Source organism: Kribbella sp. NPDC050124 (assembly GCF_044460355.1).
GTDB lineage: Bacteria > Actinomycetota > Actinomycetes > Propionibacteriales > Kribbellaceae > Kribbella.
Genome location: NZ_JBITJU010000013.1, coordinates 135,324 through 156,636, shown reverse-complemented (window position 1 = coordinate 156,636; position 21,313 = coordinate 135,324). Strand labels below are relative to the sequence as shown.

Genomic DNA, 21,313 nt, shown 5'->3' with positions numbered 1-21,313 from the left:
CTGGGTCGCAGATAGTCGCATTGGCAACAACTGTGTCCAACAAAAAGGCCCCTTCCGCCGGGTTGGCTGAAGGGGCGCGCTCGACTCTGTGGTCGCGTCAGTCGGCGCGCCGCACAAGTACGAGGAGAATCGATCGCATGTAGGCAACATTCGCCGACACACCGCGACCGGGTCAAGTTCGACGGCTAACCGTCCCATGATCTGAGATGGCCGTCTTACCGATAGAGGACCGAGAGCAGCTGCGGTCCGAGCCGCTCGATCGCCGCCGCGTCCAGCTGGTAGTAGACGACCGACCCGCGCCGATGGACGTGCACGAGCTCGGCTTCGCGAAGCTTCCGCAGATGCCGCGAGACCTGCGGCGCGCTCATCCCCAACTGATTGGCCAACTCCGAGGTGGCCACGGGGTTACGGAGGATCGCGTAGCAAAGCCTGAGCCTGGTGGGATCCTGCAGTACGGCGAGCCGGTGCCGGATCGTCTCCAGTGAGGGAGCCGTCGACGGACTCGTGCCGTACTGGATCACCACCGGGTAGCGCGGGTAGTGCTTCACCACGAAATGCGGCTGGCCGTAGAGCGTTGGCACCAGCAGGCACGGGCGCTGCGCGTCGATCTGGACCGTCGCGTTGTAGAGCTTGTCCAGGACGATCCGTCCATCGCCCGCGGTCGCCGCGGGCAGGTCGGCCAGCGCGAACGGGCCGCGACGGTGCAGGTCCCACTCGCGAGCTGAGGCCTCGCGTTCCAGGACGACCTTCATCGCGGGCCACTCGGGGGTGAACGCCGCCTCGGCGAAGGCGGTGAGGAAGTCGAGCAGCCGACCACGGAACCCGGCGGCATCCCGCCGTACCAGGGTCCCTAGCTCGAGCCGGCTGGACGAGATCAGTCGCAGGCGGTGCAGGACGCCATCGCCGATGGCCGCGTTGTTCTTGCCGATCAGGGCTTGCAGGGTCATCGTCTCGAAGTCGTCGAGCGGGATCGCCTCGATGTCCTGCAGTTCTTCGTCGAGGGCTCGGCGTGGTCCGGCGGTGAGCGGCAGCAGGTAGCGGGCGCGGAAGGCGCTCCAGAGCGGGGCCCAGGCGGTGGCGCGGGAAAGCAGGTCCTCGTCGGCGTGGGCGTGGACGCGGGCGACCCAACGGGACGCGGCCGGGTGGTGGTCGGGTTCGTCGAGGGCGTGGAGGCACGCGCACAGCTCGGCGAGCGGCGACGTACGGACCGTGATCGACCTCAGGTCCGCTGCAGGCAGCAAGAGCGTGACGGCCACGGGGCAGATTACCGCGTTCGCGGCAATGTCCTTGTTCACGCGAGCCTGCTTCCCCAGGCTGCCGTTCATGTCGAACACCCTGCCGGTTCACGATCCCGTCGGTTTCTACCTGGCCGGATCCACCACGATCTTCGCGTCCCGCTACGACCAGCGGTTCTCCTACTGCCTGTACGTGCCGACGGCCCATACGCCGGACGGTCCGCCGGTGCCGCTCGTCGTACTGCAGCACGGGACCGGACGGCGGGGGCCGCAGTACCGGGACAACTTCGCCGACTGGGCCGAGGAGCACGGCTGCCTGGTGCTGGCGCCGCTGTTCCCGGCCGGGATCGGGGATCCGGACGACCTGCACAACTTCAAGTTCATCCGGTACGGCGACATCCGGTTCGACCAGGTGCTGCTGGCGATGGTGGACGAGGCCGGAGCGCGGTTCAACGTGGCCACCGAACGCTTTCTGCTGCACGGGTTCTCCGGTGGCGGCCAGTTCGTGCACCGGTTCGGCTACCTGCACGCGGACCGGCTGGCCGGCCTGTCGATCGGGGCGCCCGGCCGGATCACCTACCTCGATTCCGATCGGCCGTGGTGGATCGGCACCGCGACGTTCGCCGAGGAGTTCGGCCACCCACCCCGGGTCGAGGAGCTCCGCCAGGTACCGGTACAGATGGTGGTCGGCGCCGACGACGTCGAGACCTGGGAGATCAACAACCCGGGCAGCTCGAACTGGATGGACGGCGCCGACGCGCACGGTGTGACCCGGATCGAGCGGCTCCAGGCTCTGCGCGACAACTTCACCCAGCACGGGATCGCAGTCCGGTTCGATCTCGTCCCCGGCGTCGGCCACGAGCCGATGCGCGTCCTCGAACCGGTCAAGGACTTCTTCGCCACGATCCTCCAGGAGACCCGATGAAACGCCTGCCCGCCCTCGCCGTCCTGCTCGTCCTGACCACCGGCTGCGCCGTCGGCGAGAGCACCACCGACACCGCCGAGTCCTACCCGAGCAAGCCGCTGTCGATCCTCGCGCCGGGCAGCCCGGGCGGCGGCTGGGACACCCGTGCGCGCGGCATCGCGAACGCGCTCAGCCAGTGCAAGATCACCACCCAGAAGGCGACCGTGACCAACGTGCCCGGCGCCGGCGGCACCATCGGGCTGGCCCAGTTCGCCAAGCACAACGGGGATCCGTACCAGCTGATGGTGATGGACTCGGCCACGATGCTCGGCGGCATCGTGAACAACCACTCGCCCGTCGACCTGACCACGCTGACCCCGATCGCCGGACTGAGCCGCGGCCCGAGCGCGATCGTCGTACCGGAGAAGTCGCCGTACGCCGACCTGCCCGGACTGCTCGCGGCACTCGAGCAGAACCCGCGCGGGATCAAGTGGACGGGTGGATCGCTCGGTGGACCGGGGCAGCTGACCGTCGCCGGACTCGCCAAGGGGCAGGGCGTCGCGGTGAAGGACGTGAACTACGTCCCGACCGCCGGCGGTGGTGAGTCGATGAACCTGTTGCTGAGTGGCGCCGCGACCGCGGGGATCGACACCGTGGTCGAGCTGAAGCCGCAGATCGCGGCCGGTGCGCTGCGCGTGCTCGCGGTGGACGGCGACGCGCGGATCGAGGGCATCGACGCGCCGACGTTGAAGGAACTCGGGCTGGCGGACAAGTCGGTGTCGACGCTGGCCGGTGTGATGGCCCCGGCGGGGCTGTCCGCCGAGCAGCAGAAGGACGTCATCGCGATGGTCGACAAGATGCGGCAGAGCTCCTGCTGGCAGGACGTGCTGAAGAAGAACAACTGGGTCGAGGCGTGGACGCCGGGCGACGACTTCAAGAAGGTGCTCACCGACCAGCGCACCCAGATCACCGCGATCCTCACCGAGATGGGATTGGCCAAGTGACCGAGGTCGGCTGGTCGCGCCGGCTGGTCGCGATCGGATTCCTGCTGACCGCGGTGGTTGTGCTGGTGTCGGCCTTCCGGATCCCGGAGGGCGGCGGCTACCAGGCCGTCGGACCGCGCGCCTTCCCACTGCTGGTCGGCTTCGGGTTGGGTGTCGTCGCGGTGATCGGTGTCGTGCAGGCGTTCACGTCGACCGACGACGAGGAGGACCACGAGCCGATTCAGTGGCGGCCGATGCTGATTCTGCTCGTGGCGCTGGCCGGTTACGCCGCAGTGCTCGTGCCGGTCGGGTACTGGCAGGCGACCACGGTGTTCTTCGTCGTGTGTGCACGAGTGCTGGGCAGTCGGCGGCTGCTACGGGACGCCGTGATCGCGGTGGTTCTCGCGATGGCGACGTACGTGCTGTTCGATCGGGTGCTCGGCATCTCGCTGCCGCCGGGCCTGGTCAGGCTGGCGATCTGAGATGGACGTGCTGTCCAGTCTGTTCGACGGTTTCGGGCAGGCGCTGAGTCCGGCCAACCTGTTGCTGGCCTTGCTGGGTGTCACGATCGGCACGCTGGTCGGCGTGCTGCCCGGGCTCGGGCCGGCGACGACGATCGCGTTGCTGCTGCCGTTGACGTTCGTGTTCGAGCCGACGAGTGCGTTCGTGATGTTCGCCGGGATCTACTACGGCGGCATGTACGGCGGGTCGACGACGGCGATCCTGCTGAACATCCCCGGTGAGACGGCGTCGATCCCGACCACGCTCGAGGGCTATCCGATGTCGCGAGCGGGCCGGGCCGGGGCCGCGCTGGCGACGGCGGCGATCGGCTCGTTCGTGGCCGGGACCATCTCGACCGTGGTGATCACGTTCCTGGCGCCGGCGATGTCGTCGATCGCCAAGCTGATCCAGCCTGCCGAGTACTTCGCGATCATGGTGCTCGCGTTCGTCACCGTGACGTCGCTGATGGGGTCGTCGATCGTGCGCGGGTTGTCCAGCCTGTTCCTCGGGCTGGTGATCGGGCTGATCGGGATCGACCAGCTGACCGGTCAACCGCGGCTGGCGTTCGGCGTACCGCAGCTGTTCGAGGGGTTACCGGTGGTGGCACTTGCGGTCGGGTTGTTCGCGGTCGCCGAGGCCGTCGCCACCGCGGCGTCCCGCGATCGCGGCGCCGGGCCCGCGGTGACGGTCGAGGGCCGGATCGGGATGACGCGCGAGGACTTCCGCCGGTCCTGGAAGCCTTGGCTCCGGGGTACGGCGTTCGGCCTGCCGATCGGATCGTTGCCCGCCGGTGGGGCCGAGTTGCCGACATTCCTGAGCTACAACGTGGAGAAACGGCTGTCGAAGCACCCGGAGGAGTTTGGGAAGGGTGCGATCGAGGGCGTGGCCGGTCCAGAAGCGGCGAACAACGCGGCCTTCTCGGGCGTCCTCGTGCCGCTGCTGACGCTCGGTATTCCGACCTCGGCGACCGCGAGCATCCTGCTGATCGCGTTCCAGATCTACAACGTGCAGCCGGGTCCGCAACTGTTCGACCAACAGCCGGTGCTGGTGTGGACGCTGATCGCGAGCCTCTACATCGGCAACGTGATGCTGCTGGTGCTGAACCTGCCGCTGGTCCGGGTGTGGGTGAAGCTGCTGCGGGTGCCCGCGCCTCTGCTCACCGCCGCCATCCTGGTGTTCGCGACGCTGGGCGTGTACTCGACCGGCGCGAGTGTCTTCGAGCTGTTCGTTGCCTACTGCTTCGGTCTGGTCGGGTTCGGGTTGCGGCGCGCCGGGTATCCGGTCGCGCCGCTCATCCTCGGCGCCGTCCTCGGGCCGTTGATGGAGGTGCAGTTCCGGCGAGCGCTGGCCTTCAGCGAGGGCGATCCGAGCGTGTTCGTCACGCGTCCGGTGTCCGCGCTGATCCTGCTGATCGCGCTCGCCTGCCTGGTGCTGCCCGTCGTACTGCGCCGGCGTCGGCTAGATGCAGACCGCGCCCTCAGAAGCTGACCGGACCAGCCGGGTGTACTTGCCGAGGACGCCCTTGGTGATGTTCGGCGCCTTCGGGGTCCACCCTTGGCGCCGGCTTTCGAGTTCCTCGGGGCTGACGTGGAGGTCGAGGGTCCGGTTCTTGACGTCCAGGGTGATCCGGTCGCCGTCCCGGACGAACGCGATCGGCCCGCCGTCCACGGCTTCGGGGGCGACGTGGCCGACGCAGAGTCCCGTCGTACCGCCGGAGAAGCGGCCGTCGGTGAGCAGCAGCACGTCCTTGCCGAGGCCGGCGCCCTTGATCGCGCCGGTCACGGCGAGCATCTCGCGCATCCCGGGGCCGCCCTTCGGGCCCTCGTAGCGGATCACCACGACGTCGCCGGGCTTCAGGGAGGCGACCGCGTCCATCGCACCACGCTCGCCGTCGAAGACCCGCGCCGTACCCTCGAAGACGTCGGAGTCGAAGCCGGCGCTTTTCACCACCGCGCCCTCCGGCGCCAGCGAGCCGTGCAGGATGGTGATCCCGCCGCTGCCGTGGATCGGCTTGTCCAGCGCGCGGATGATCACGCCGTCGACGTCCGGCGGGGCGATGTCGGCGAGGTTCTCGGCCATCGTCTTCCCGGTCACGGTCAGGCAGTCGCCGTGCAGCAGACCCGCGTCGAGCAGCGCCCGCATCACCACCGGGATGCCGCCGACTCGGTCGACATCGGTCATCACGTAGCGGCCGAACGGCTTGAGGTCGCCGAGGTGCGGCACCCGGTCGCCGATCCGGTTGAAGTCCGCCAGCGACAGGTCCACCTCGGCCTCACGCGCGATCGCGAGCAGGTGCAGTACGGCGTTCGTCGAGCCACCCAACGCCATCACGACGGCGATGGCGTTCTCGAAGGCTTCCTTGGTGAGGATCTGACGGGCCGTGATCCCCTTCTGCAGCAGGCCGACCGCGGCCTCGCCGGACTTGCGGGCGTACCCGTCCCGGCGCCGGTCGACCGCGGGCGGCGCGGCCGAGCCGGGAAGCGACATCCCGAGCGCTTCGGCGGAGGCGGCCATCGTGTTGGCCGTGTACATCCCGCCGCAGGCGCCTTCGCCGGGACAGATCGCGCGTTCGACCGCGTCGACCTCGTCCTGGGTGATCAGGCCGCGCACGCAGGCGCCGACGGCCTCGAAGGCGTCGATGATCGTGACGTCCTTGTCGCCGAGGCGGCCCGGCATGATCGAACCGGCGTACAGGAAGACCGACGCGAGGTCGAGCCGGGCGGCGGCCATCAGCATGCCCGGCAGCGACTTGTCGCAACCGGCCAGCAGCACCGAGCCGTCGAGCCGCTCGGCCTCCATCACGGTCTCGACCGAGTCGGCGATGATCTCCCGGCTGACGAGTGAGTAGTGCATGCCGACGTGGCCCATCGAGATGCCGTCGGACACGCTGATCGTGCCGAACTCCAGCGGGTAGCCGCCGGCCGCGTGCACGCCTTCCTTGACCGCCTTCGCGAGCCGGTCCAGGGACAGGTTGCACGGGGTGATCTCGTTCCAGCTCGACGCGACCCCGACCTGCGGCTTGGCCCAGTCGTCGTCACCCATCCCGACCGCCCGCAACATCCCGCGCGACGCGGTCGCCTCGAGTCCATCGGTCACTGTCCGGCTACGTGGCTTCACATCGACCATGGCCTCACTCTAATCACCACCGTCATGACAACTCCCGCGACGAGGTGGCGTCAGGGCGGCGGATCTCAGAGGCGGTGCGTGCCTGCGGCGACGGCCTCGCGGACGGCGGCGGCGGTTTGTTCCGGGGTCAGCGCGGCAGTGTCGAGGGCGTGGGATTCCAGGTCGGCCAGGTCGGCGAAGGCGGTGTGCAGGCCGGTGATGGCTTCGACGTCCTTCAGTTCGCCGGCGGCCCGGCCTTGGGCGCGGCTGATGGTTGTGTCCAGGTCGGGGCGGAGTACGACGTACGACAGGGACCAGTGCTCGTCGGCGGCAGCCTTCAGGAACGGCGGTAGGAACCACGGGCCGATGACGCCGTCGACCACCACGTCGTAGCCGCCGCGCGCGTAGACGACGACCGCGGCGACGATGGCGTCGACCACGACGTCGTTCTGCCGCGCGGCCCCGGGCAGGTACGGCGCGATGAAGCCAGTGCGGATGGCGCGGTAGAACTCGTCCGTCGTCACGTGCACGGTCGGCCGCGGGGCATCGGTCGCGACGAGCCGGGCCACGGTCGTCTTGCCGGAGCCTGGTGAGCCGGTCAGGAGGAGTACGTCGGTCATGCCGCCCGACGCTAGCCAACCTGACCGGCGAACTGCAGTCTTAATTTCGGCCGCCGTCAGCCGCCCGCCACACTCGGCAGGATCACGAGCTCGTCGCCGTCCCGAACCGCCGTACCTAGGCCATCCAGGTCGCGGATGTTGTCGTCGCCCAGGTAGATGTTCACGTGCCGCCGTACGGCGCCCTGCTCGTCGGTCAGCCGTCGCCGCAGGACCGGGTCCAGGGCGGCAACGACCTCGCCGACGGTTGTGCCGTGGGCCTCGACCCGCTCGGCGCCACCCGCGAACGGTCTCAGCACGGTCGGCAGCTTCACCGCGATCGCCATGTCAGCCGATCACCGCCGCGCGGACGGACAGCACGTCCGGCAGGTGCCGCGCGACCTCGGTCCAGGTGTCGCCGGCGTCCGCGCTCGCGTAGACGCAGCCGTCGCGCGTGCCGACGTACACCCCGGCTGGCTCGGCCGTGTCCGTGCTCATCGCGTCCCGCAGGACCGGCGCGTACGACGGGACGTCGGGCAGCCCCTCCGACAACGGTTCCCAGGTGGACCCGGCATCGCGGGACCGGAAGACCCGGCACTTCGCCTCGGTGGGGATCCGGTTCCCGTCGGCGATCAGCGGGAAGACGTACACCGTCTCCGGCTCGTGCGGGTGCACCGCGATCGGGAACCCGAAGTCCGACGGCAGCCCGTCCGCGATCGACTTCCAGATCGCCCCGCCGTCGTCGGAGCGGTAGACGCCGTGGTGGTTCTGCGCGAACATCCGCTCCGGTACGTCGGGATGCGCGGCCAGCTTGTGGACACACTGGCCGAACTCCGGGTACGGGTCGGGGAAGAAGTACGCCTTGATCCCGTGGTTGGCCGGCGACCACGACGCGCCGCCGTCTTCGGTCCGGTACACGCCGCCGGTCGACATCGCGACGCTGACCCGGTCCGGATCGGTCGGATGCGGCAGCACGGTGTGGATCGCCTGCCCGCCGAACCCGGCGCCCCACTCCTTGCGGTGCGGGTGGTCCCAGAGCCCATGGACCAACTCGAACGTCACTCCCCCGTCGGTCGACTTCCACAGCGCCGACGGCTCGGTCCCGGCGTACACGACGCCCGGCTGCGATGCAGGACCCGGCTGGATCTGCCAGACCCGCTCGAGCGAGGTCTCGGAGTCCTTGGGGAACCCGATCGAGCCCTCCGGCGGCTCGTCCCAGGTCGCGCCGAGGTCGTCGCTGTGGAACACGGCCGGTCCCCAGTGCTCACTCGTCCCGCCGGCGAACACCCGCGGCCGGTCGCCGCGGGGATCGATCCCGACCGCGTACACACCCTGCATCTCGAACTGCTTCACCGGACCGTCCAGCGTCCAGTCCTTGCGCGCAGCATCACTGCGGCCGATCCAGAGCCCTTTCTTGGTCCCGATCAGCAGTACGGCCTCGGACATCGTCGTCCTCCTCTACCGCGGTGGACCCCCCACCACGTTGATCAATGGCTCGCCGGCCGCGTACCGCTCCAGCTGAGCGCGGACCAGTCGGGCGACCCGCGGCGCGAACGCCGTCGAGGCGCCGCCGCGGTGCGGGTTGACCAGCACGTTCGGAGCCGACCACAGCGGGTGCCCGGCGGGCAACGGCTCGGGGTCGGTCACGTCGAGCGCGGCGCGGATCCGGCCGCCGGCCAGCTCGGTCAGCAGCGCGTCGGTGTCCACGACGACGCCGCGCGCGACGTTCACCAGCAGCGCGCCGTCCTTCAACTGAGCCAGGAACTTGCCGTCCACCATGCCCCGCGTGTCCGCCGTCGCCGGGGTCAGCAGTACGACGACATCCGCCAGCGGCAGCAGGTCGGGCAGTTCACTGATCGGGTGCACACCCTCCCGCGGCCGCCGGGCGACCCGGATGATCTCGCACTCGAACCCAGTCAGCCGCCGCTCCAGCGCCTCCCCGATCGACCCGTACCCGAGGATCAGCACCGTCCGGTCCGCGAGCGAGTCGTCCATCTCGTCGTACGACGCCGGCCAGACCTGCTGGTCCTGGTTGCGCACAGCACGCGGCAGGCGACGGTACGACGCCAGGATCAGCCCTACCGCCAGCTCGGCCGTCGACGCGTCGTGGACCCCACGCGCGTTGCACAAGGTCACGTCATCGGCCAGATGCGGCAGCAGGTTCTCGAAGCCCGCGGTCTGCAGCTGCACCACCTTCAGCGCGGGCATGTCGCGGACCACCTCGACCACGTCCGAGCCGCCCATGTACGCAGGGACGTAGAACTCCACCTGGTCGAGTGACCCCGGCCGCTCGCCACCGGCGTACCACTCCACGTCGAAACCCGCGGGCACTCCGCCGAGGGTGGATTCCGCGTCCTCCCACGGCAACCATGCCTTCACATCAGCCATGCCCCCGAACCTACTCGCCCGCGCAGACAATTTCCTTCCCCACCCCACCGCCCCGGATTACATTGGATCGGTGCCTTCGACATCGGATCTGGCCTCGACCCTCGATCACGATCAGGCCGTTGGGCGGCTGCGTTCGTCGTACCAGCGCATCCCGCAGGGGGAGCCGGTGCGGCTGGCGAAGCGCAGTTCGAACCTGTTCCGGCCGCGGACCGAGACCGAACGGCCGGGCCTCGACGTGTCCGGGCTGACCGGGGTGATCAGCGTGGACGCGGCCGCGCGGACCGCGGACGTCCAGGGCATGTGCACGTACGAGGACCTGGTCGCCGCGACCCTGCCGCACGGGCTGACGCCGATGGTCGTGCCGCAACTGAAGACGATCACCCTCGGCGGCGCGGTGACCGGGCTCGGGATCGAATCGTCGTCGTTCCGGGCCGGACTGCCGCACGAGTCCGTGCTCGAGCTCGACATCCTCACCGGCGCCGGCGACATCGTGACAGCGCGGCCCGAGGGCGAGCACGCCGAGCTGTTCCGCACGTTTCCCAACTCCTACGGCACGCTCGGGTACGCGACCCGGCTGCGGATCGAGCTCGACCGGATCTCGCCGTACGTCGCCCTGCGGCACGTCCGCGTGGGACTCGATCGGCTGGCCCCGGCGATCGAGGAGATCGTTGCCTCCGGCATGTACGAGGGCGAGCCGGTGCACTTCGTGGACGGCGTCTCGTTCAGCCCGTCCGAGGTGTACCTGACCCTCGGCCGCAACAGCGACGCCGCGGTGCCATACTCGTCGCGGGGAAGGGCGAGCGACTACACCGGCCAGCAGATCTACTACCGCTCGATTCGCCAACGGCAGAAGGACTTCCTCACCGCACACGACTACCTGTGGCGGTGGGACACCGACTGGTTCTGGTGCTCGGCCGCGTTCGGTGCGCAGCAACCAGTGGTACGGCGACTGTGGCCGAAGCGCTGGCGGCGCAGTGACGTGTTCTACAAGATCGTCGGCTTCGAGAACCGGCACCACGTCGCCGCCCGCATCAACCGCCGCCGCGGCCGGCCGGATCGTGAACGCGTCGTCCAGGACGTCGAGATCCCGGTCACCCGGCTGGCCGCGTTCCTGCGCTGGTTCGACGCCGAGGTCGGGATGCGCCCGGTGTGGCTGTGCCCGCTGCGCCTGCGCGGTACGACGCCCTGGCCGCTCTACCCGCTGACGCCGGAGACGACGTACGTGAACGTCGGCTTCTGGGGCACCGTGCCGATCGCTCCCGGTGCGGCCGACGGCGACGTCAACCGCCGCATCGAGGCAGCCGTCGCGGACTTCGATGGGCACAAGTCGCTGTACTCCGACGCCTACTACGACCGAGACACGTTCGACCGCCTCTACAACGTCCCGGCCCTCACCGAGGTGAAGAAACGCTACGACCCCGACGCCCGGCTGACCGGGCTCTACGAGAAGGCGGTGACACGCCGATGACCACCCTCGAGACCCGGGTATCGATCGCCGAGGCGCTGACCGCCGTGACACCGGACGGGCTGCCGTTCCGGTTCACGGCGTACGACGGCAGCGCGACCGGACCGGAAGATTCGCCGATCCACATGCATCTCGCCTCCGAACGCGGCCTGTCCTACGTCCTCACCGCACCGGGTGACCTCGGACTGGTCCGCGCGTACGTGATGGGCGACCTGGAGATCACCGGCGTGCATCCGGGCAATCCGTACGCGCTGATGCAGATGATGCTCAACCAGCTGCACTTCCACCGCCCGACACCGGCCGAGGCGCTGCGGATCGTCCGCGGGCTGGGTTGGAGCCACCTGAAACCGCCGCCTCCACCGCCGCAGGAGCACCTGCCGAAGTGGCGCCGTACCTTCGAGGGCCTGCGGCACTCGCGGACCCGGGACCGCGCGGCCATCCACCACCACTACGACGTGTCGAACCGCTTCTACGAGTGGATCCTCGGGCCGTCGATGACGTACACGTGCGCCGTTTACCCGTCCCTGGACGCGACCCTGGAGCAGGCGCAGGCGGCGAAGTACGACCTGGTCGCGCGCAAACTCGATCTGCGCCCTGGGCAACGACTTCTCGACGTCGGCTGCGGCTGGGGCGGCATGGTCCGGCACGCGGCCCGTGAGTACGGCGTCAAAGCGCTCGGCGTCACGCTGTCGTCGGCGCAGGCGGAGTGGGCGACCGAGGCGATCGAACGCGAAGGCCTGCAGGAGCTCGCCGAGGTGCGGTTCCTGGACTACCGCGACGTCGCGGAGCGGGAGTTCGACGCGATCAGCTCGATCGGCCTGACCGAGCACATCGGCGTGCGCAACTACCCGTCGTACTTCGGCTTCCTGCTCGACCGGCTCAAGCCAGGCGGCCGGTTGCTCAACCACAGCATCACCCGGCCCGACAACCGGTACCGCTCGACCGGTGCGTTCATCGACCGCTACATCTTCCCCGACGGCGAGCTGATCGGTTCCGGCCGGATCATCGCCGAGGCCCAGGACGCCGGCTTCGAGGTCCGCCACGAGGAGAACCTGCGCGAGCACTACGCCCTCACCCTCGCCGCCTGGTCCGACAACCTCCAGGCGCACTGGGAGGAGGCGGTCGCCGAAGTCGGCTACCCCACCGCCAAGATCTGGGGCCTGTACCTGGCCGCCTGCCGCGTCGGCTTCGAACGCAACAACACCCAACTCCACCAGATCCTCGCCGTCAAACTGGACACCGACGCCGACGCCCACTTCCCGTTGCGACCGACCTGGCTGAGCTGATGTCCCTGAGCTGATGTCCCCGAGCTGATGTGCCTGAGCTGATGTCCCGGGCGCATGAACTGTGCGCCGGATCGGCATTGGACGCGCGCGCAGGGGCGGGCGAGGGTGGGTCGGGTGATCGAGTTCGGCGTGTTGATGGATGTTCGGGAGGGTGGGTACGGGGCGGATCGCGTGGCTGAGGTGGTGGTTGCCGATCGGTTGGGGTTCGACGGGGTGTGGTTGTCGGAGCATCACCTGACTGGGGACGGGATGCTGCCTTCGCCGTTGGTGATGGCGGGAGTGCTGGCGGCGCGGACCACGCGGATCCGGGTGGGGACGAACATTCTGGTGTTGCCGCTGCACCATCCGTTGCAGGTCGCAGAGGACGCTGCCGTGGTGGATCAGGTGTCGGGTGGGCGGATGGTGCTCGGGGTCGGGCAGGGGTACTCGGAGCGGGAGTTCGCCGCGTTCGGGGTCGACCGGCGGCGGCGCGGGAAGCTGCTCGAAGAAGGTGTGCAGGTCATCCGGGACGCCTGGGCCGGTGGAGTGTCACCGAGGCCGATGGGTGAGATCCCGATCTACGTGGCCGGGGTGACCGCGGCGGGGCTGAGGCGTGCAGCGCGGCTGGGTGCCGGGGTGATCATTTACTGCGCGACGCCCGCGGATCTGATCGCCCGGCGGAAGCTGCTGGACGAGGTCGTCGACAATCCACCGCCACTGATCTGCACCGGCATCATGCACGTGGACGACGACGCCAACCGCGCCTGGGCCGACGCCGCGCCGGGAATCGCCTACCTGGAAGGCGAAATCGCGTCGTACGGCGGGACCGAACCACCCCCGCTGCACCGCGAGGACTACCTCGTCGGCACACCGGACGATGTCGCCGCCCGGTTGATCGCGCTGCACGAGGCGACCCGGTTCGTGCACTTCGCGCATTGGCTCCGGCTGCCGAGGCTGTCGCACAAGGCCGCGATGCGGTCTCTCGAATTGGTTGCAGGTCGGGTGATCCCCGCCGTACGGGCTGGTGTGAGCCGCTAACTTGGGAGGCATATCGACCTGAGGAGACGGCGTGAAGGCTCGTGCTGCAGTGGTGGTGGCCGCGCTCGCGCTCGTGGCCGGGTGCTCCGGGGACGACGGCGAGCCGTCCGGCGCGGGGACGGCAACCAGTCCTTCGGCTAGTACGACGCCGACCCCGACGAGTCCGGGGACGACGTCGGCTCCGCCGGCGACCACCGCTGCCCCGACTGGGCCGGTGAACCTGACCGTCGCGTCGACCGTGGCGACCGGGATCGAGGTGCCGTGGGGCCTGGCGTTCCTGCCGGACCAGAGCGCGCTGGTGAGTGAGCGCGACTCGGCCAAGATCAAGCGGATCGCGGGCGGGCAGGTGAGCGAGGTCGGCGAGGTCGACGACGTGGACCCGTCGTCCGAGGGCGGTCTGCTCGGGCTGGCCGTCGACCCGCAGTACCCGCGCCGTCCGTACATCTACGCCTACTACAGCGCCGGCGGTGACAACCGGATCGCCCGGATCACCTTCCAGAACAACGGGCTCAGCGACCAGCAGGTGATCCTGGACGGGATCCCGGCGGCGGCGATCCACAACGGCGGCCGGCTGCGGTTCGGGCCGGACGGATTCCTGTACGCCGGGACCGGTGACGGCGCGGACCGGCCGAACTCGCAGGACGACGGGTCGCTGGGCGGCAAGATCCTGCGCATCACCACGGACGGCAAGCCCGCGCCGGGCAACCCGGGCGGCCAGGTCTGGTACTCCAAGGGCCACCGGAACGTGCAAGGCCTCGCCTTCGACGGGAACCAGCTGTACGCCGCCGAGTTCGGCCAGAACACCTGGGACGAGCTGAACGCGATCACCTCCGGCGCCAACTACGGCTGGCCGGCCGCGGAGGGAATCGAGGACCTGGACGGCATGACGAACCCGATCGCCCAGTGGCGGACCAGTGACGCCTCGCCGTCCGGGATCGCGTTCGCGCAGGGACATGTGTTCATGGCGTCGCTGCGGGGAGAACGGCTGTGGGCCATTCCAGTTGCCGGAGGCAAGCGAACGGGCGAGCCGCAGGCGTTCTTCGTCGGCCGGTACGGACGGCTGCGCACGATCGAGACCGCGCCGGACGGCTCGCTGTGGCTGACCACCTCGAACACCGACGGCCGCGGCGACACCCGCGACGGCGACGACCGGATCCTGCGGGTCACGATCAGCCGCTGATCGCGCCAACCGTTTAGCCGCTTTGGTCGTCTGGTACTTGTGGAAGAGCCCACAGGTCAGAGGGAGGACTGATAGTCATGCGGCCCGATCAGGTGTCCGTCGTACCCAGCAGCGTCATCGCGTCGGCGAGCAGCTTCGAGAATGCTCAGCGGACAGTGGACTACCTGCGAAGTTACGGGATGGACTCCGGGTCGATGAGTATCGTCGGCGCCGAGCTCCGGCAGGTGCGAAAACGCCCACGTGTCCCGGTGGTCAAGCTGACCGCGGCCGGCGCGCTGCACGGCGCCGTACTCGGGCTGCTGGCTGGGGTGTTCGTCACGCTGGTCGCGGAGACGACGCTGACCGGGCTGGTGGTCGTGATCTGGGGACTCGTGTACGGCGGCTTGCTCGGGACGCTGTGGGGTTTGTTCCGCGGACTGATCCGGAACCGTCCGGAGGTCGAGATCACCGAGGTGGTGCCGACCCGCTACGAGGTCCGCTGCCCGGTCGAGGAGCTCTCGGTCGCCCGGACGCTGCTGGCCGACGCGTCCGACGTCGACGACGGCCGGGTCGAGCGCGAAGTGATTGCGGACGCTCCGCACGAGGAGCGAGACGCCGCCTGAGAACGACTTCGGGGCCGGCCAGGCGGCCGGCCCCGAAGAGCGATCAGATCCCGAGCTTGGCGTTCAGGAGTTCGCGGACCTTGGCCGCGTCCGCCTGACCGCGCATGTCCTTCATGACCGCGCCGATCAGCGCGCCCGCGGCAGCCGGCTTGCCCGAGTTGACCTTCTCGACCACGTCGGGGTTGGCCGCGATGGCCCGGTCGATGGCTTCGATCAGGGCGGAGTCGTCGGAGACGAGGGCCAGGCCGCGCTTCTCGATGATCTCGGCGGGCGTGCCCTCACCCTTGATCAGGCCGTCGAAGACCTGGCGCGCCAGCTTGTCGTTGAGCGAACCCTCGTCGACCAGCTTCTGCACCTCGGCGACCTCCGCCGGACCGACGCCGAGCGCGTCGAGCTCCTGGCCCGACTCGTTCGCCGCCCGGGCCAGCTCACCCAGCCACCACTTCTTCGCCGCGGCCGGCGTCACCCCGAGCTCGACGGTCTTCACGATCGGCTCCAGCGCGTTGCCGTTCACGACGTCGCGCATCTCCAGGTCGGTGAAGCCCCACTCCTCCTGCAGCCGGACCCGCCGCAGCGAAGGTGCCTCCGGCAACGTCGACCGGATCTCCTCGACCCACTCGCGGGCCGGGGCGACCGGGACCAGGTCCGGCTCCGGGAAGTACCGGTAGTCCTCCGCGTCCGACTTCTCCCGGCCGGACGTGGTGATGCCGGTGTCCTCGTGCCAGTGCCGGGTCTCCTGCACGACCTTGCCGCCGGAGGACAGGATCGCCGCCTGCCGGGTGATCTCGTACGTCACCGCGCGCTCGACCGAACGGAACGAGTTCACGTTCTTGGTCTCGGTGCGGGTGCCGAAGACCGTCGACCCGGACGGCTTCAGCGAAACGTTCGCGTCGCAGCGCAGCGAGCCCTGGTCCATCCGGACGTCGGAGACGTCCAGCGCGAGCAGCAGGTCCCGCAGCATGCTCACGTACGCCCGCGCCACCGCGGCCGCCTTGTCACCGGGCACCTCGATCGTCTTCGTGACGATCTCGATCAGCGGGATTCCGGCCCGGTTGTAGTCGACCAGCGAGTGCGAGGCGCCGTGGATCCGGCCGGTCGCACCACCGACGTGGGTGGACTTGCCGGTGTCCTCCTCCATGTGCGCGCGCTCGATCTCGATCCGGTACGTCTCGCCGTCGACGACGACCTCGGTCCAGCCGTTGTACGCGATCGGCTCGTCGTACTGCGAGGTCTGGAAGTTCTTCGGCATGTCCGGGTAGAAGTAGTTCTTCCGGGCGAACCGGCACCACTCGGCGATCTCGCAGTTCAGCGCCAGGCCGATCTTGATCGCGGACTCGACCGCGCGGGCGTTCACCACCGGCAGCGCCCCCGGCAGGCCGAGGCAGACCGGGCAGGTCTGGGTGTTCGGCGGCGCCCCGAACTCGGTCGGGCAGCCGCAGAACATCTTCGACTTGGTGTTCAGCTCGACGTGGACCTCGAGGCCCATCACCGGGTCATATTGTGCAAGTGCGTCGTCGATCTCGAGAACCGTGTCAGCAGTAGGTGCAGTCATCGGGTCACCTCCAGCTCCGGAGCCTGTGCCATCAGGACGCCACCCCACTGCTCGGCCAGCGCCGCCTCGAGCGCGGAACCGACCTGGTACAGCAACTCGTCGCGCAGCACCGGCGCCATCACGTGGAAGCCGACCGGCAGGCCGTCCTCGTCGGCCAGGCCGCACGGGAACGACGCGGCCGCGTTGCCGGCCAGGTTGACCGGGATCGTGCACAGGTCGTTCTTGTACATCGCGATCGGGTCGTCGGCGCGGTCGCCGATCGGGAACGCGGTCGTCGGCGTGGCCGGGGACACCAGCACGTCGACCTGCTCGTAGGCGTTGGCGAAGTCGCGCTGGATCAGCGTCCGCACCTTCTGCGCCTGGCCGTAGTAGGCGTCGTAGTACCCGCTGGACAGCGCGTGCGTGCCGAGCATGATGCGCCGCTTGACCTCGTCGCCGAAGCCGGCCTCCCGGGTCAGGCTCATCACCTTCTCCGCGCTGTTCTCGCCGTCGTCGCCGACCCGCAGGCCGTACCGCATCGCGTCGAACTTGGCCAGGTTGGACGAGGCCTCGCTCGGCAGGATCAGGTAGTACGCCGGCAGCGCGTACTGGAAGTGTGGGCAGGACACCTCGACCACCTCGGCGCCTAGCTTGGTGAGCAGCTCGACCGACTCGTGGAAGCGTGCCTCGACACCCGGCTGGTAGCCCTCACCGCCGAGCTCCTTGACCACGCCGATGCGCAGCCCGTTGACGTCCGCACGACGGGCCGCCTCGACCACCGGCGGGACCGGCTGGTTGATCGACGTCGAGTCCATCGGGTCGTACCCGGCGATCGCCTCGTGCAGCAACGCGGTGTCGAGCGTCGTCCGCGCACACGGGCCGGGCGTGTCCAGGCTGGAGGCCAGCGCGATCAGGCCGTACCGCGACGTGCCGCCGTACGTCGGCTTGACGCCCACCGTCCCGGTGAACGCGCCGGGCTGCCGGATCGAGCCACCGGTGTCGGTGCCGATCGCGAGCGGCGCCTCGTACGCCGAGATCGCGGCCGAGGACCCGCCACCGGATCCACCCGGGATGCGGCCCAGGTCCCACGGGTTGTGGGTGGTGCCGTACGCCGAGTTCTCCGTCGAGGAGCCCATCGCGAACTCGTCCATGTTGGTCTTGCCGAGGATCACGATGCCGGCCGCCTTCAACCGCTTGACCACGGTCGAGTCGTACGGCGGCTTCCAGCCCTCGAGGATCTTCGAGCCGGCCGTGGTCGGCACACCCTCCTGGGTGAGCACGTCCTTCAGCGCCAGCGGCACCCCGGCGAGCGGGCCGAGCTTCTCCCCCGCCGCGCGCTGCTTGTCGACCTCGGCGGCCTGGGCCAGCGCGCCCTCGGTGTCGACGTGCAGGAACGCCTTGACGGCGCCGTCGACGGCGCCGATCCGGTCCAGGTGCGCCTGGGTGATCTCCACCGAGCTGGCCTGGCCGGACGTCATCAGCTCCGCGAGCTCGACCGCGGTCTTCCGCGTCAGGTCGCTCATCAGTCCTCCTCCAGAATCCGCGGCACCCGGAATCGCTGCTCCTCGGCGGCCGGCGCGCCGGACAGGGCCTGCTCCGGTGTGAGGCACGGCACGTTCTCGTCCTGGCGCATCACGTTGGTGATCGGCAGGGCGTGCGAGGTCGGCGGGATGTCGTCCGCGGCCACCTGGCTGACCTGCCCGACCAAGGTGATGATCTGGTCGAGCTGTGGTGCGAGGTGGTCGAGCTCGGCGTCGGTGAGCTCGATCCGCGCCAGCCGCGCCAGATGCGCGACCTCTTCGCGGGTAATCGATGGCATGAACTGATCCAATGGTTCGCAAGGACACACGAGAGGTTCTCGGTGTTACCCGAGCCATCTTAGGGGGCAGGCGTGACGGTCATGTTGCGTCGGTCCGGGACCGGCTTGTGGATGGGCCGGGCGTGTCCCCGGGCTCCGCTCTGTAACATTGGCCGCGACAAGGCGTTACGCGCATGGTGCTCGGCTGGGAGATGATCGTTCGGTGTTCCTGCTGCGATTGATCATCCCGGACCGTCCCGGTTCGCTGGGGACGGTGGCCACCGCCCTCGGCGAGGTGAACGCCGACATCCACGCGATCGAGATCGTCGAGCACCGGCGTGAGAACGGCACCGCCGTCGACGACATCGTGGTCGACCTGCCGCCGGGCGTCCTGCCCGACCGCCTGGTCTCCGCCTGCAACGGCGTACCGGGTGTCGAGGTCATCTGGTTCTCCCGGTACGGCGCCGGCGGCGGACTGCACATGGACCTGGAAGCCGTCGAGCAGATGACGTCGGCTCCGGCGGACGCGATCGACATCCTGGTCGAGCAGTCCCCGGCCGTCCTGCACGCCGACTGGGCCGCGTTGCTGGACGGCACCGGCAGCGAGGTGAAGGTCGCGCTGGAGACGAGCGCGACCCCGGAGTTCGGCACCGTGGCCGAGAAGTGGCTGCCGCTGGACAAGGCGACCACGATGGCCGCGCCGGACCAGCACAAGGGGCTGGCCGAGTCGGTGCTGGTCGTCGCTCCGCTGGAGTCCGGTCGCCGCGTCCTGGTCATCGGGCGGCGCGGCGGACCCGAGTTCCTCGGCTCCGAGGTCGCCCGGCTCAGCTACCTGGCCTCACTCGCCGTCACCATCCGCGCCACCGCGTAACCGCCGTACCGCAAACGAAAGGCCTCCCTCACCACTTGGTGGCGAGGGAGGCCTTTTCAGTGCCCTAGCTGAAGCGGAAGTAAGCGAAGACCCACAGGCCGGCCAGCACCAGCAGTACGGCGACGCCGACCAGGATCACGATCAGCACCGACTGGCTGTTGCTGCCGCTGCGGTCCGGGAGGTCGAACTGCGTCGGTCCCCATGGCCCGCCGCCGTCGACGCGCTGGAGCGCCTCAGGTGGTGGCGTGACCACCGTCCGCGACTCCCGCTTCTCCTTGGGGAACTTCATCCGACTCCCGACTCGCGTGCTCAGACGTAGAAGGTCTCGTAGCTGATCGAGATCCGCGAGGACGAGTAGGAGTCCTCGTTGTTCGCGATGATCTCGACCCGCCATCCGGCCACGTAAGAAGCGTACGACTTCCCGTCGTTGTGCGCCTGGACGAACGCCTTCAGGGCCGCGACGTCGTCGCCCTTCAGCGCGCCGAACGCGTCGTTCACCGCCGCCGGGAGCGCCTGCTTGACGTCTTCGGGGTCACCGGACGAGCTCATCTCCAGCGACCGGATGCCCTCGCCCTTGCTGGCGTAGGAGTAGATCCGCTGCGAGCCGTACTTGCCGACCTGCTTGCTGCACGAGCTGGTGCAGACGTACTTCTTCGCCTTCAGCGCGGCGATCAGCTGGTCCTCGGTGGTGGTGAAGCTCTTGCGCGGCAGCTCGAACGAGTCCGACCCGGACTTGCCGCCGGACAGCTGGTACTGGTCGCCGTCGTTGCGCAGCTCGAACTCGCCCCAGGTGCTGCCGACCTTCTGCGACTTCTGGCCGGTGCCGACCGCGTCCTGGATCTTCTTGACCTCGCTGCCGCCGAAGGTGTCGTTACCGATCGCCTGCAGCGCCGCGTCGAAGGTGACCTTGGCGTTGTTGACGTTCTCCTCGTTCTCCGACTTCACCAGGACGCCGATGATGGTGCCGTCGGGTGAGAACTGGAACACCGCCTCGGCCTCGGTCGGGCCGTCGTACTTGAAGCAGCCGCGGTGCGCACCCTGGCCGGTGTTGAACAGGTCACTGCACTGGAAGCCCTGGCCCTGCAGCTTCTCGGTCGCGTTCTTGGCCTGGCCGGTCGCGTTACCGAGTGAGCCGTTGTCGCCGCCGGTCGACGGGTTGCCGGTCGGCTCACCGGACTGCGACGTGGTCGGGTTCGCCTCGGGCTCCTCGTCACCGCCGAGCGCCTTGATCCCGAGGAACACGAGCAGGCCGATCAGCACGATGCCGACGATGCCACCGCCGATCAGCAGCGGCATCTTGTCCTTGTTCAGGCCACCGGGGCCCTTGTTGCCACCGCCGCCGGGCTGCCACTGCTGCTGCCCGGGCTGGCCCTGTTGCTGGTGCCAGCCACCCTGCTGCTGGTTGCCCTGCTGGCTCCATGGCTGCTGCTGGTAGGAGCTACCGCCCTGCTGCTGCGGGGAACGCTGACCCCAGCCGCCTTGCTGACCTTGGCCCTGCCCCTGACCTTGGCCCTGTCCGGGGCGCTGGTCTTGAGCCGGCTGTCCAGGCTGCGGTCGGCCAGGCTGCTGCTGACCCCAACCGCCACCGCCTTGCTGCGGAGGCTGGCCCTGCTGCGGCGGCTGCTGGTGTGGCTGCTGCGGGCGTTGACCCCAACCGCCACCACCTTGGCCCGGAGGCTGCTGCTGTCCCCAGCCACCCCCTTGACCGGGCTGGCCTCCCTGTCCCCCTTGCTGCCCGCCGGACTGGCCCCCCGGCTGCCCAGGACCCCACGGTCCCTGCGGCGGCGTCGTCATATTCGCTCCTTTTGACCCACGTGTAGACGTGCAAAGTTAACAGTCCGACGGCTCAGC

The 21,313-nt window shown here is 69.3% G+C and carries 22 protein-coding genes; 11 read left to right on the top strand and 11 right to left on the bottom strand.

What is annotated here, in order from left to right:
* Positions 1 to 215 precede the first annotated feature (215 nt).
* The gene (locus ACIBL3_RS27705) at positions 216 to 1,325 is read right to left on the bottom strand and encodes a DUF5937 family protein (protein WP_396356525.1); all 1,110 of its coding nucleotides are present in this window, start codon (positions 1,323 to 1,325) and stop codon (positions 216 to 218) included.
* Between ACIBL3_RS27705 and ACIBL3_RS27700 the strand changes: the two genes are divergently transcribed.
* From ACIBL3_RS27700 to ACIBL3_RS27685, 4 genes are read left to right on the top strand one after another with little or no spacing between them, the layout of a single operon-like run.
* Complete coding sequence (locus ACIBL3_RS27700; RefSeq protein WP_396356524.1) at positions 1,324 to 2,160, top strand: alpha/beta hydrolase; 837 nt, start codon at positions 1,324 to 1,326, stop codon at positions 2,158 to 2,160. The two genes, ACIBL3_RS27705 and ACIBL3_RS27700, sit on opposite strands and share 2 nt — an antisense overlap.
* Positions 2,157 to 3,143, top strand: coding sequence for a Bug family tripartite tricarboxylate transporter substrate binding protein (locus ACIBL3_RS27695; RefSeq protein ID WP_396356523.1), 987 nt, complete (start codon positions 2,157 to 2,159; stop codon positions 3,141 to 3,143). The genes ACIBL3_RS27700 and ACIBL3_RS27695 overlap by 4 nt, the downstream gene beginning before the upstream one ends.
* Positions 3,140 to 3,604 carry a tripartite tricarboxylate transporter TctB family protein gene (locus tag ACIBL3_RS27690; RefSeq protein WP_396356522.1) on the top strand — a complete coding sequence of 155 codons (465 nt, stop codon included), beginning with the start codon at positions 3,140 to 3,142 and terminating at the stop codon, positions 3,602 to 3,604. Before ACIBL3_RS27695 ends, ACIBL3_RS27690 begins: the two co-directional genes overlap by 4 nt.
* A 1-nt stretch (position 3,605) precedes the next feature.
* On the top strand, positions 3,606 to 5,111 hold the full coding sequence (locus tag ACIBL3_RS27685) for a tripartite tricarboxylate transporter permease (RefSeq protein WP_396356521.1): 1,506 nt from the start codon (positions 3,606 to 3,608) through the stop codon (positions 5,109 to 5,111).
* On the opposite strand, the gene ilvD is transcribed toward ACIBL3_RS27685, so the two are convergent.
* The 5 genes from ilvD to ACIBL3_RS27660 form a co-directional block, all read right to left on the bottom strand.
* The gene (gene ilvD, locus ACIBL3_RS27680; protein ID WP_396356520.1) at positions 5,082 to 6,749 is read right to left on the bottom strand and encodes a dihydroxy-acid dehydratase; all 1,668 of its coding nucleotides are present in this window, start codon (positions 6,747 to 6,749) and stop codon (positions 5,082 to 5,084) included. The genes ACIBL3_RS27685 and ilvD overlap by 30 nt on opposite strands.
* Positions 6,750 to 6,814: 65 nt before the next feature.
* The gene (locus ACIBL3_RS27675) at positions 6,815 to 7,348 is read right to left on the bottom strand and encodes an AAA family ATPase (protein WP_396356519.1); all 534 of its coding nucleotides are present in this window, start codon (positions 7,346 to 7,348) and stop codon (positions 6,815 to 6,817) included.
* 56 nt (positions 7,349 to 7,404) lie between these two features.
* Entirely contained in the window at positions 7,405 to 7,671 is a 267-nt protein-coding gene (locus ACIBL3_RS27670; protein WP_396356518.1) for a MoaD/ThiS family protein, read from the bottom strand.
* Between the two features lies 1 nt (position 7,672).
* On the bottom strand, positions 7,673 to 8,770 hold the full coding sequence (locus ACIBL3_RS27665; RefSeq protein WP_396356517.1) for a WD40/YVTN/BNR-like repeat-containing protein: 1,098 nt from the start codon (positions 8,768 to 8,770) through the stop codon (positions 7,673 to 7,675).
* A gap of 12 nt (positions 8,771 to 8,782) precedes the next feature.
* Positions 8,783 to 9,712, bottom strand: a complete 930-nt coding sequence (locus ACIBL3_RS27660; protein WP_396356516.1) for a 2-hydroxyacid dehydrogenase — start codon at positions 9,710 to 9,712, stop codon at positions 8,783 to 8,785.
* A 70-nt stretch (positions 9,713 to 9,782) separates the two neighbouring features.
* Here ACIBL3_RS27660 and ACIBL3_RS27655 point away from each other — a divergent pair, with 70 nt between their 5' ends.
* The 5 genes from ACIBL3_RS27655 (at position 9,783) to ACIBL3_RS27635 (ending at position 15,262) form a co-directional block, all read left to right on the top strand.
* Positions 9,783 to 11,180 carry an FAD-binding oxidoreductase gene (locus ACIBL3_RS27655; protein WP_396356515.1) on the top strand — a complete coding sequence of 466 codons (1,398 nt, stop codon included), beginning with the start codon at positions 9,783 to 9,785 and terminating at the stop codon, positions 11,178 to 11,180.
* The gene (locus ACIBL3_RS27650) at positions 11,177 to 12,463 is read left to right on the top strand and encodes a class I SAM-dependent methyltransferase (RefSeq protein ID WP_396356514.1); all 1,287 of its coding nucleotides are present in this window, start codon (positions 11,177 to 11,179) and stop codon (positions 12,461 to 12,463) included. Before ACIBL3_RS27655 ends, ACIBL3_RS27650 begins: the two co-directional genes overlap by 4 nt.
* A gap of 114 nt (positions 12,464 to 12,577) precedes the next feature.
* Entirely contained in the window at positions 12,578 to 13,480 is a 903-nt protein-coding gene (locus ACIBL3_RS27645; protein ID WP_396356513.1) for an LLM class flavin-dependent oxidoreductase, read from the top strand.
* A 31-nt stretch (positions 13,481 to 13,511) separates the two neighbouring features.
* On the top strand, positions 13,512 to 14,660 hold the full coding sequence (locus tag ACIBL3_RS27640) for a PQQ-dependent sugar dehydrogenase (protein WP_396356512.1): 1,149 nt from the start codon (positions 13,512 to 13,514) through the stop codon (positions 14,658 to 14,660).
* 77 nt (positions 14,661 to 14,737) lie between these two features.
* Positions 14,738 to 15,262: a general stress protein gene (locus ACIBL3_RS27635; RefSeq protein WP_396356511.1), complete on the top strand. Its 525-nt coding sequence runs from the start codon at positions 14,738 to 14,740 to the stop codon at positions 15,260 to 15,262.
* A gap of 43 nt (positions 15,263 to 15,305) precedes the next feature.
* Here ACIBL3_RS27635 and gatB read toward each other — a convergent pair whose 3' ends face one another.
* Genes gatB through gatC form a run of 3 tightly spaced genes read right to left on the bottom strand, consistent with a single transcriptional unit; the run spans position 15,306 to position 18,612 of the window.
* The gene (gene gatB, locus ACIBL3_RS27630) at positions 15,306 to 16,814 is read right to left on the bottom strand and encodes an Asp-tRNA(Asn)/Glu-tRNA(Gln) amidotransferase subunit GatB (protein WP_396356509.1); all 1,509 of its coding nucleotides are present in this window, start codon (positions 16,812 to 16,814) and stop codon (positions 15,306 to 15,308) included.
* Positions 16,811 to 18,316, bottom strand: coding sequence for an Asp-tRNA(Asn)/Glu-tRNA(Gln) amidotransferase subunit GatA (gene gatA / locus ACIBL3_RS27625; protein ID WP_396356508.1), 1,506 nt, complete (start codon positions 18,314 to 18,316; stop codon positions 16,811 to 16,813). The genes gatB and gatA overlap by 4 nt, the downstream gene beginning before the upstream one ends.
* Complete coding sequence (gene gatC, locus ACIBL3_RS27620) at positions 18,316 to 18,612, bottom strand: Asp-tRNA(Asn)/Glu-tRNA(Gln) amidotransferase subunit GatC (RefSeq protein ID WP_360523932.1); 297 nt, start codon at positions 18,610 to 18,612, stop codon at positions 18,316 to 18,318. The genes gatA and gatC overlap by 1 nt, the downstream gene beginning before the upstream one ends.
* A 202-nt stretch (positions 18,613 to 18,814) precedes the next feature.
* Between gatC and ACIBL3_RS27615 the strand changes: the two genes are divergently transcribed.
* Positions 18,815 to 19,462, top strand: a complete 648-nt coding sequence (locus tag ACIBL3_RS27615) for an ACT domain-containing protein (protein ID WP_396356507.1) — start codon at positions 18,815 to 18,817, stop codon at positions 19,460 to 19,462.
* A 64-nt stretch (positions 19,463 to 19,526) separates the two neighbouring features.
* Here ACIBL3_RS27615 and ACIBL3_RS27610 read toward each other — a convergent pair whose 3' ends face one another.
* Together ACIBL3_RS27610 and ACIBL3_RS27605 are read right to left on the bottom strand one after the other, a co-directional pair.
* Positions 19,527 to 19,751 carry a hypothetical protein gene (locus ACIBL3_RS27610; protein ID WP_396356506.1) on the bottom strand — a complete coding sequence of 75 codons (225 nt, stop codon included), beginning with the start codon at positions 19,749 to 19,751 and terminating at the stop codon, positions 19,527 to 19,529.
* A gap of 20 nt (positions 19,752 to 19,771) precedes the next feature.
* Positions 19,772 to 20,758, bottom strand: a complete 987-nt coding sequence (locus ACIBL3_RS27605) for a hypothetical protein (protein ID WP_396356505.1) — start codon at positions 20,756 to 20,758, stop codon at positions 19,772 to 19,774.
* An 84-nt stretch (positions 20,759 to 20,842) separates the two neighbouring features.
* Between ACIBL3_RS27605 and ACIBL3_RS27600 the strand changes: the two genes are divergently transcribed.
* On the top strand, positions 20,843 to 21,271 hold the full coding sequence (locus ACIBL3_RS27600; protein WP_396356504.1) for a hypothetical protein: 429 nt from the start codon (positions 20,843 to 20,845) through the stop codon (positions 21,269 to 21,271).
* The last annotated feature ends 42 nt before the right edge of the window (positions 21,272 to 21,313 follow it).

What these genes read in the sequence shown, in the direction of transcription:
- ACIBL3_RS27700 (WP_396356524.1), top strand. Translation starts at nt 1,324, where the DNA reads ATGTCGAACACCCTGCCGGTTCACGATCCCGTCGGTTTCTACCTGGCC.
- ACIBL3_RS27705 (WP_396356525.1), bottom strand. Translation starts at nt 1,325, where the DNA reads ATGAACGGCAGCCTGGGGAAGCAGGCTCGCGTGAACAAGGACATTGCC.
- ACIBL3_RS27695 (WP_396356523.1), top strand. Translation starts at nt 2,157, where the DNA reads ATGAAACGCCTGCCCGCCCTCGCCGTCCTGCTCGTCCTGACCACCGGC.
- ACIBL3_RS27685 (WP_396356521.1), top strand. Translation starts at nt 3,606, where the DNA reads ATGGACGTGCTGTCCAGTCTGTTCGACGGTTTCGGGCAGGCGCTGAGT.
- ilvD (WP_396356520.1), bottom strand. Translation starts at nt 6,749, where the DNA reads ATGGTCGATGTGAAGCCACGTAGCCGGACAGTGACCGATGGACTCGAG.
- ACIBL3_RS27675 (WP_396356519.1), bottom strand. Translation starts at nt 7,348, where the DNA reads ATGACCGACGTACTCCTCCTGACCGGCTCACCAGGCTCCGGCAAGACG.
- ACIBL3_RS27670 (WP_396356518.1), bottom strand. Translation starts at nt 7,671, where the DNA reads ATGGCGATCGCGGTGAAGCTGCCGACCGTGCTGAGACCGTTCGCGGGT.
- ACIBL3_RS27665 (WP_396356517.1), bottom strand. Translation starts at nt 8,770, where the DNA reads ATGTCCGAGGCCGTACTGCTGATCGGGACCAAGAAAGGGCTCTGGATC.
- ACIBL3_RS27660 (WP_396356516.1), bottom strand. Translation starts at nt 9,712, where the DNA reads ATGGCTGATGTGAAGGCATGGTTGCCGTGGGAGGACGCGGAATCCACC.
- ACIBL3_RS27650 (WP_396356514.1), top strand. Translation starts at nt 11,177, where the DNA reads ATGACCACCCTCGAGACCCGGGTATCGATCGCCGAGGCGCTGACCGCC.
- ACIBL3_RS27635 (WP_396356511.1), top strand. Translation starts at nt 14,738, where the DNA reads ATGCGGCCCGATCAGGTGTCCGTCGTACCCAGCAGCGTCATCGCGTCG.
- gatB (WP_396356509.1), bottom strand. Translation starts at nt 16,814, where the DNA reads ATGACTGCACCTACTGCTGACACGGTTCTCGAGATCGACGACGCACTT.
- gatA (WP_396356508.1), bottom strand. Translation starts at nt 18,316, where the DNA reads ATGAGCGACCTGACGCGGAAGACCGCGGTCGAGCTCGCGGAGCTGATG.
- gatC (WP_360523932.1), bottom strand. Translation starts at nt 18,612, where the DNA reads ATGCCATCGATTACCCGCGAAGAGGTCGCGCATCTGGCGCGGCTGGCG.
- ACIBL3_RS27610 (WP_396356506.1), bottom strand. Translation starts at nt 19,751, where the DNA reads ATGAAGTTCCCCAAGGAGAAGCGGGAGTCGCGGACGGTGGTCACGCCA.
- ACIBL3_RS27605 (WP_396356505.1), bottom strand. Translation starts at nt 20,758, where the DNA reads ATGCCGCTGCTGATCGGCGGTGGCATCGTCGGCATCGTGCTGATCGGC.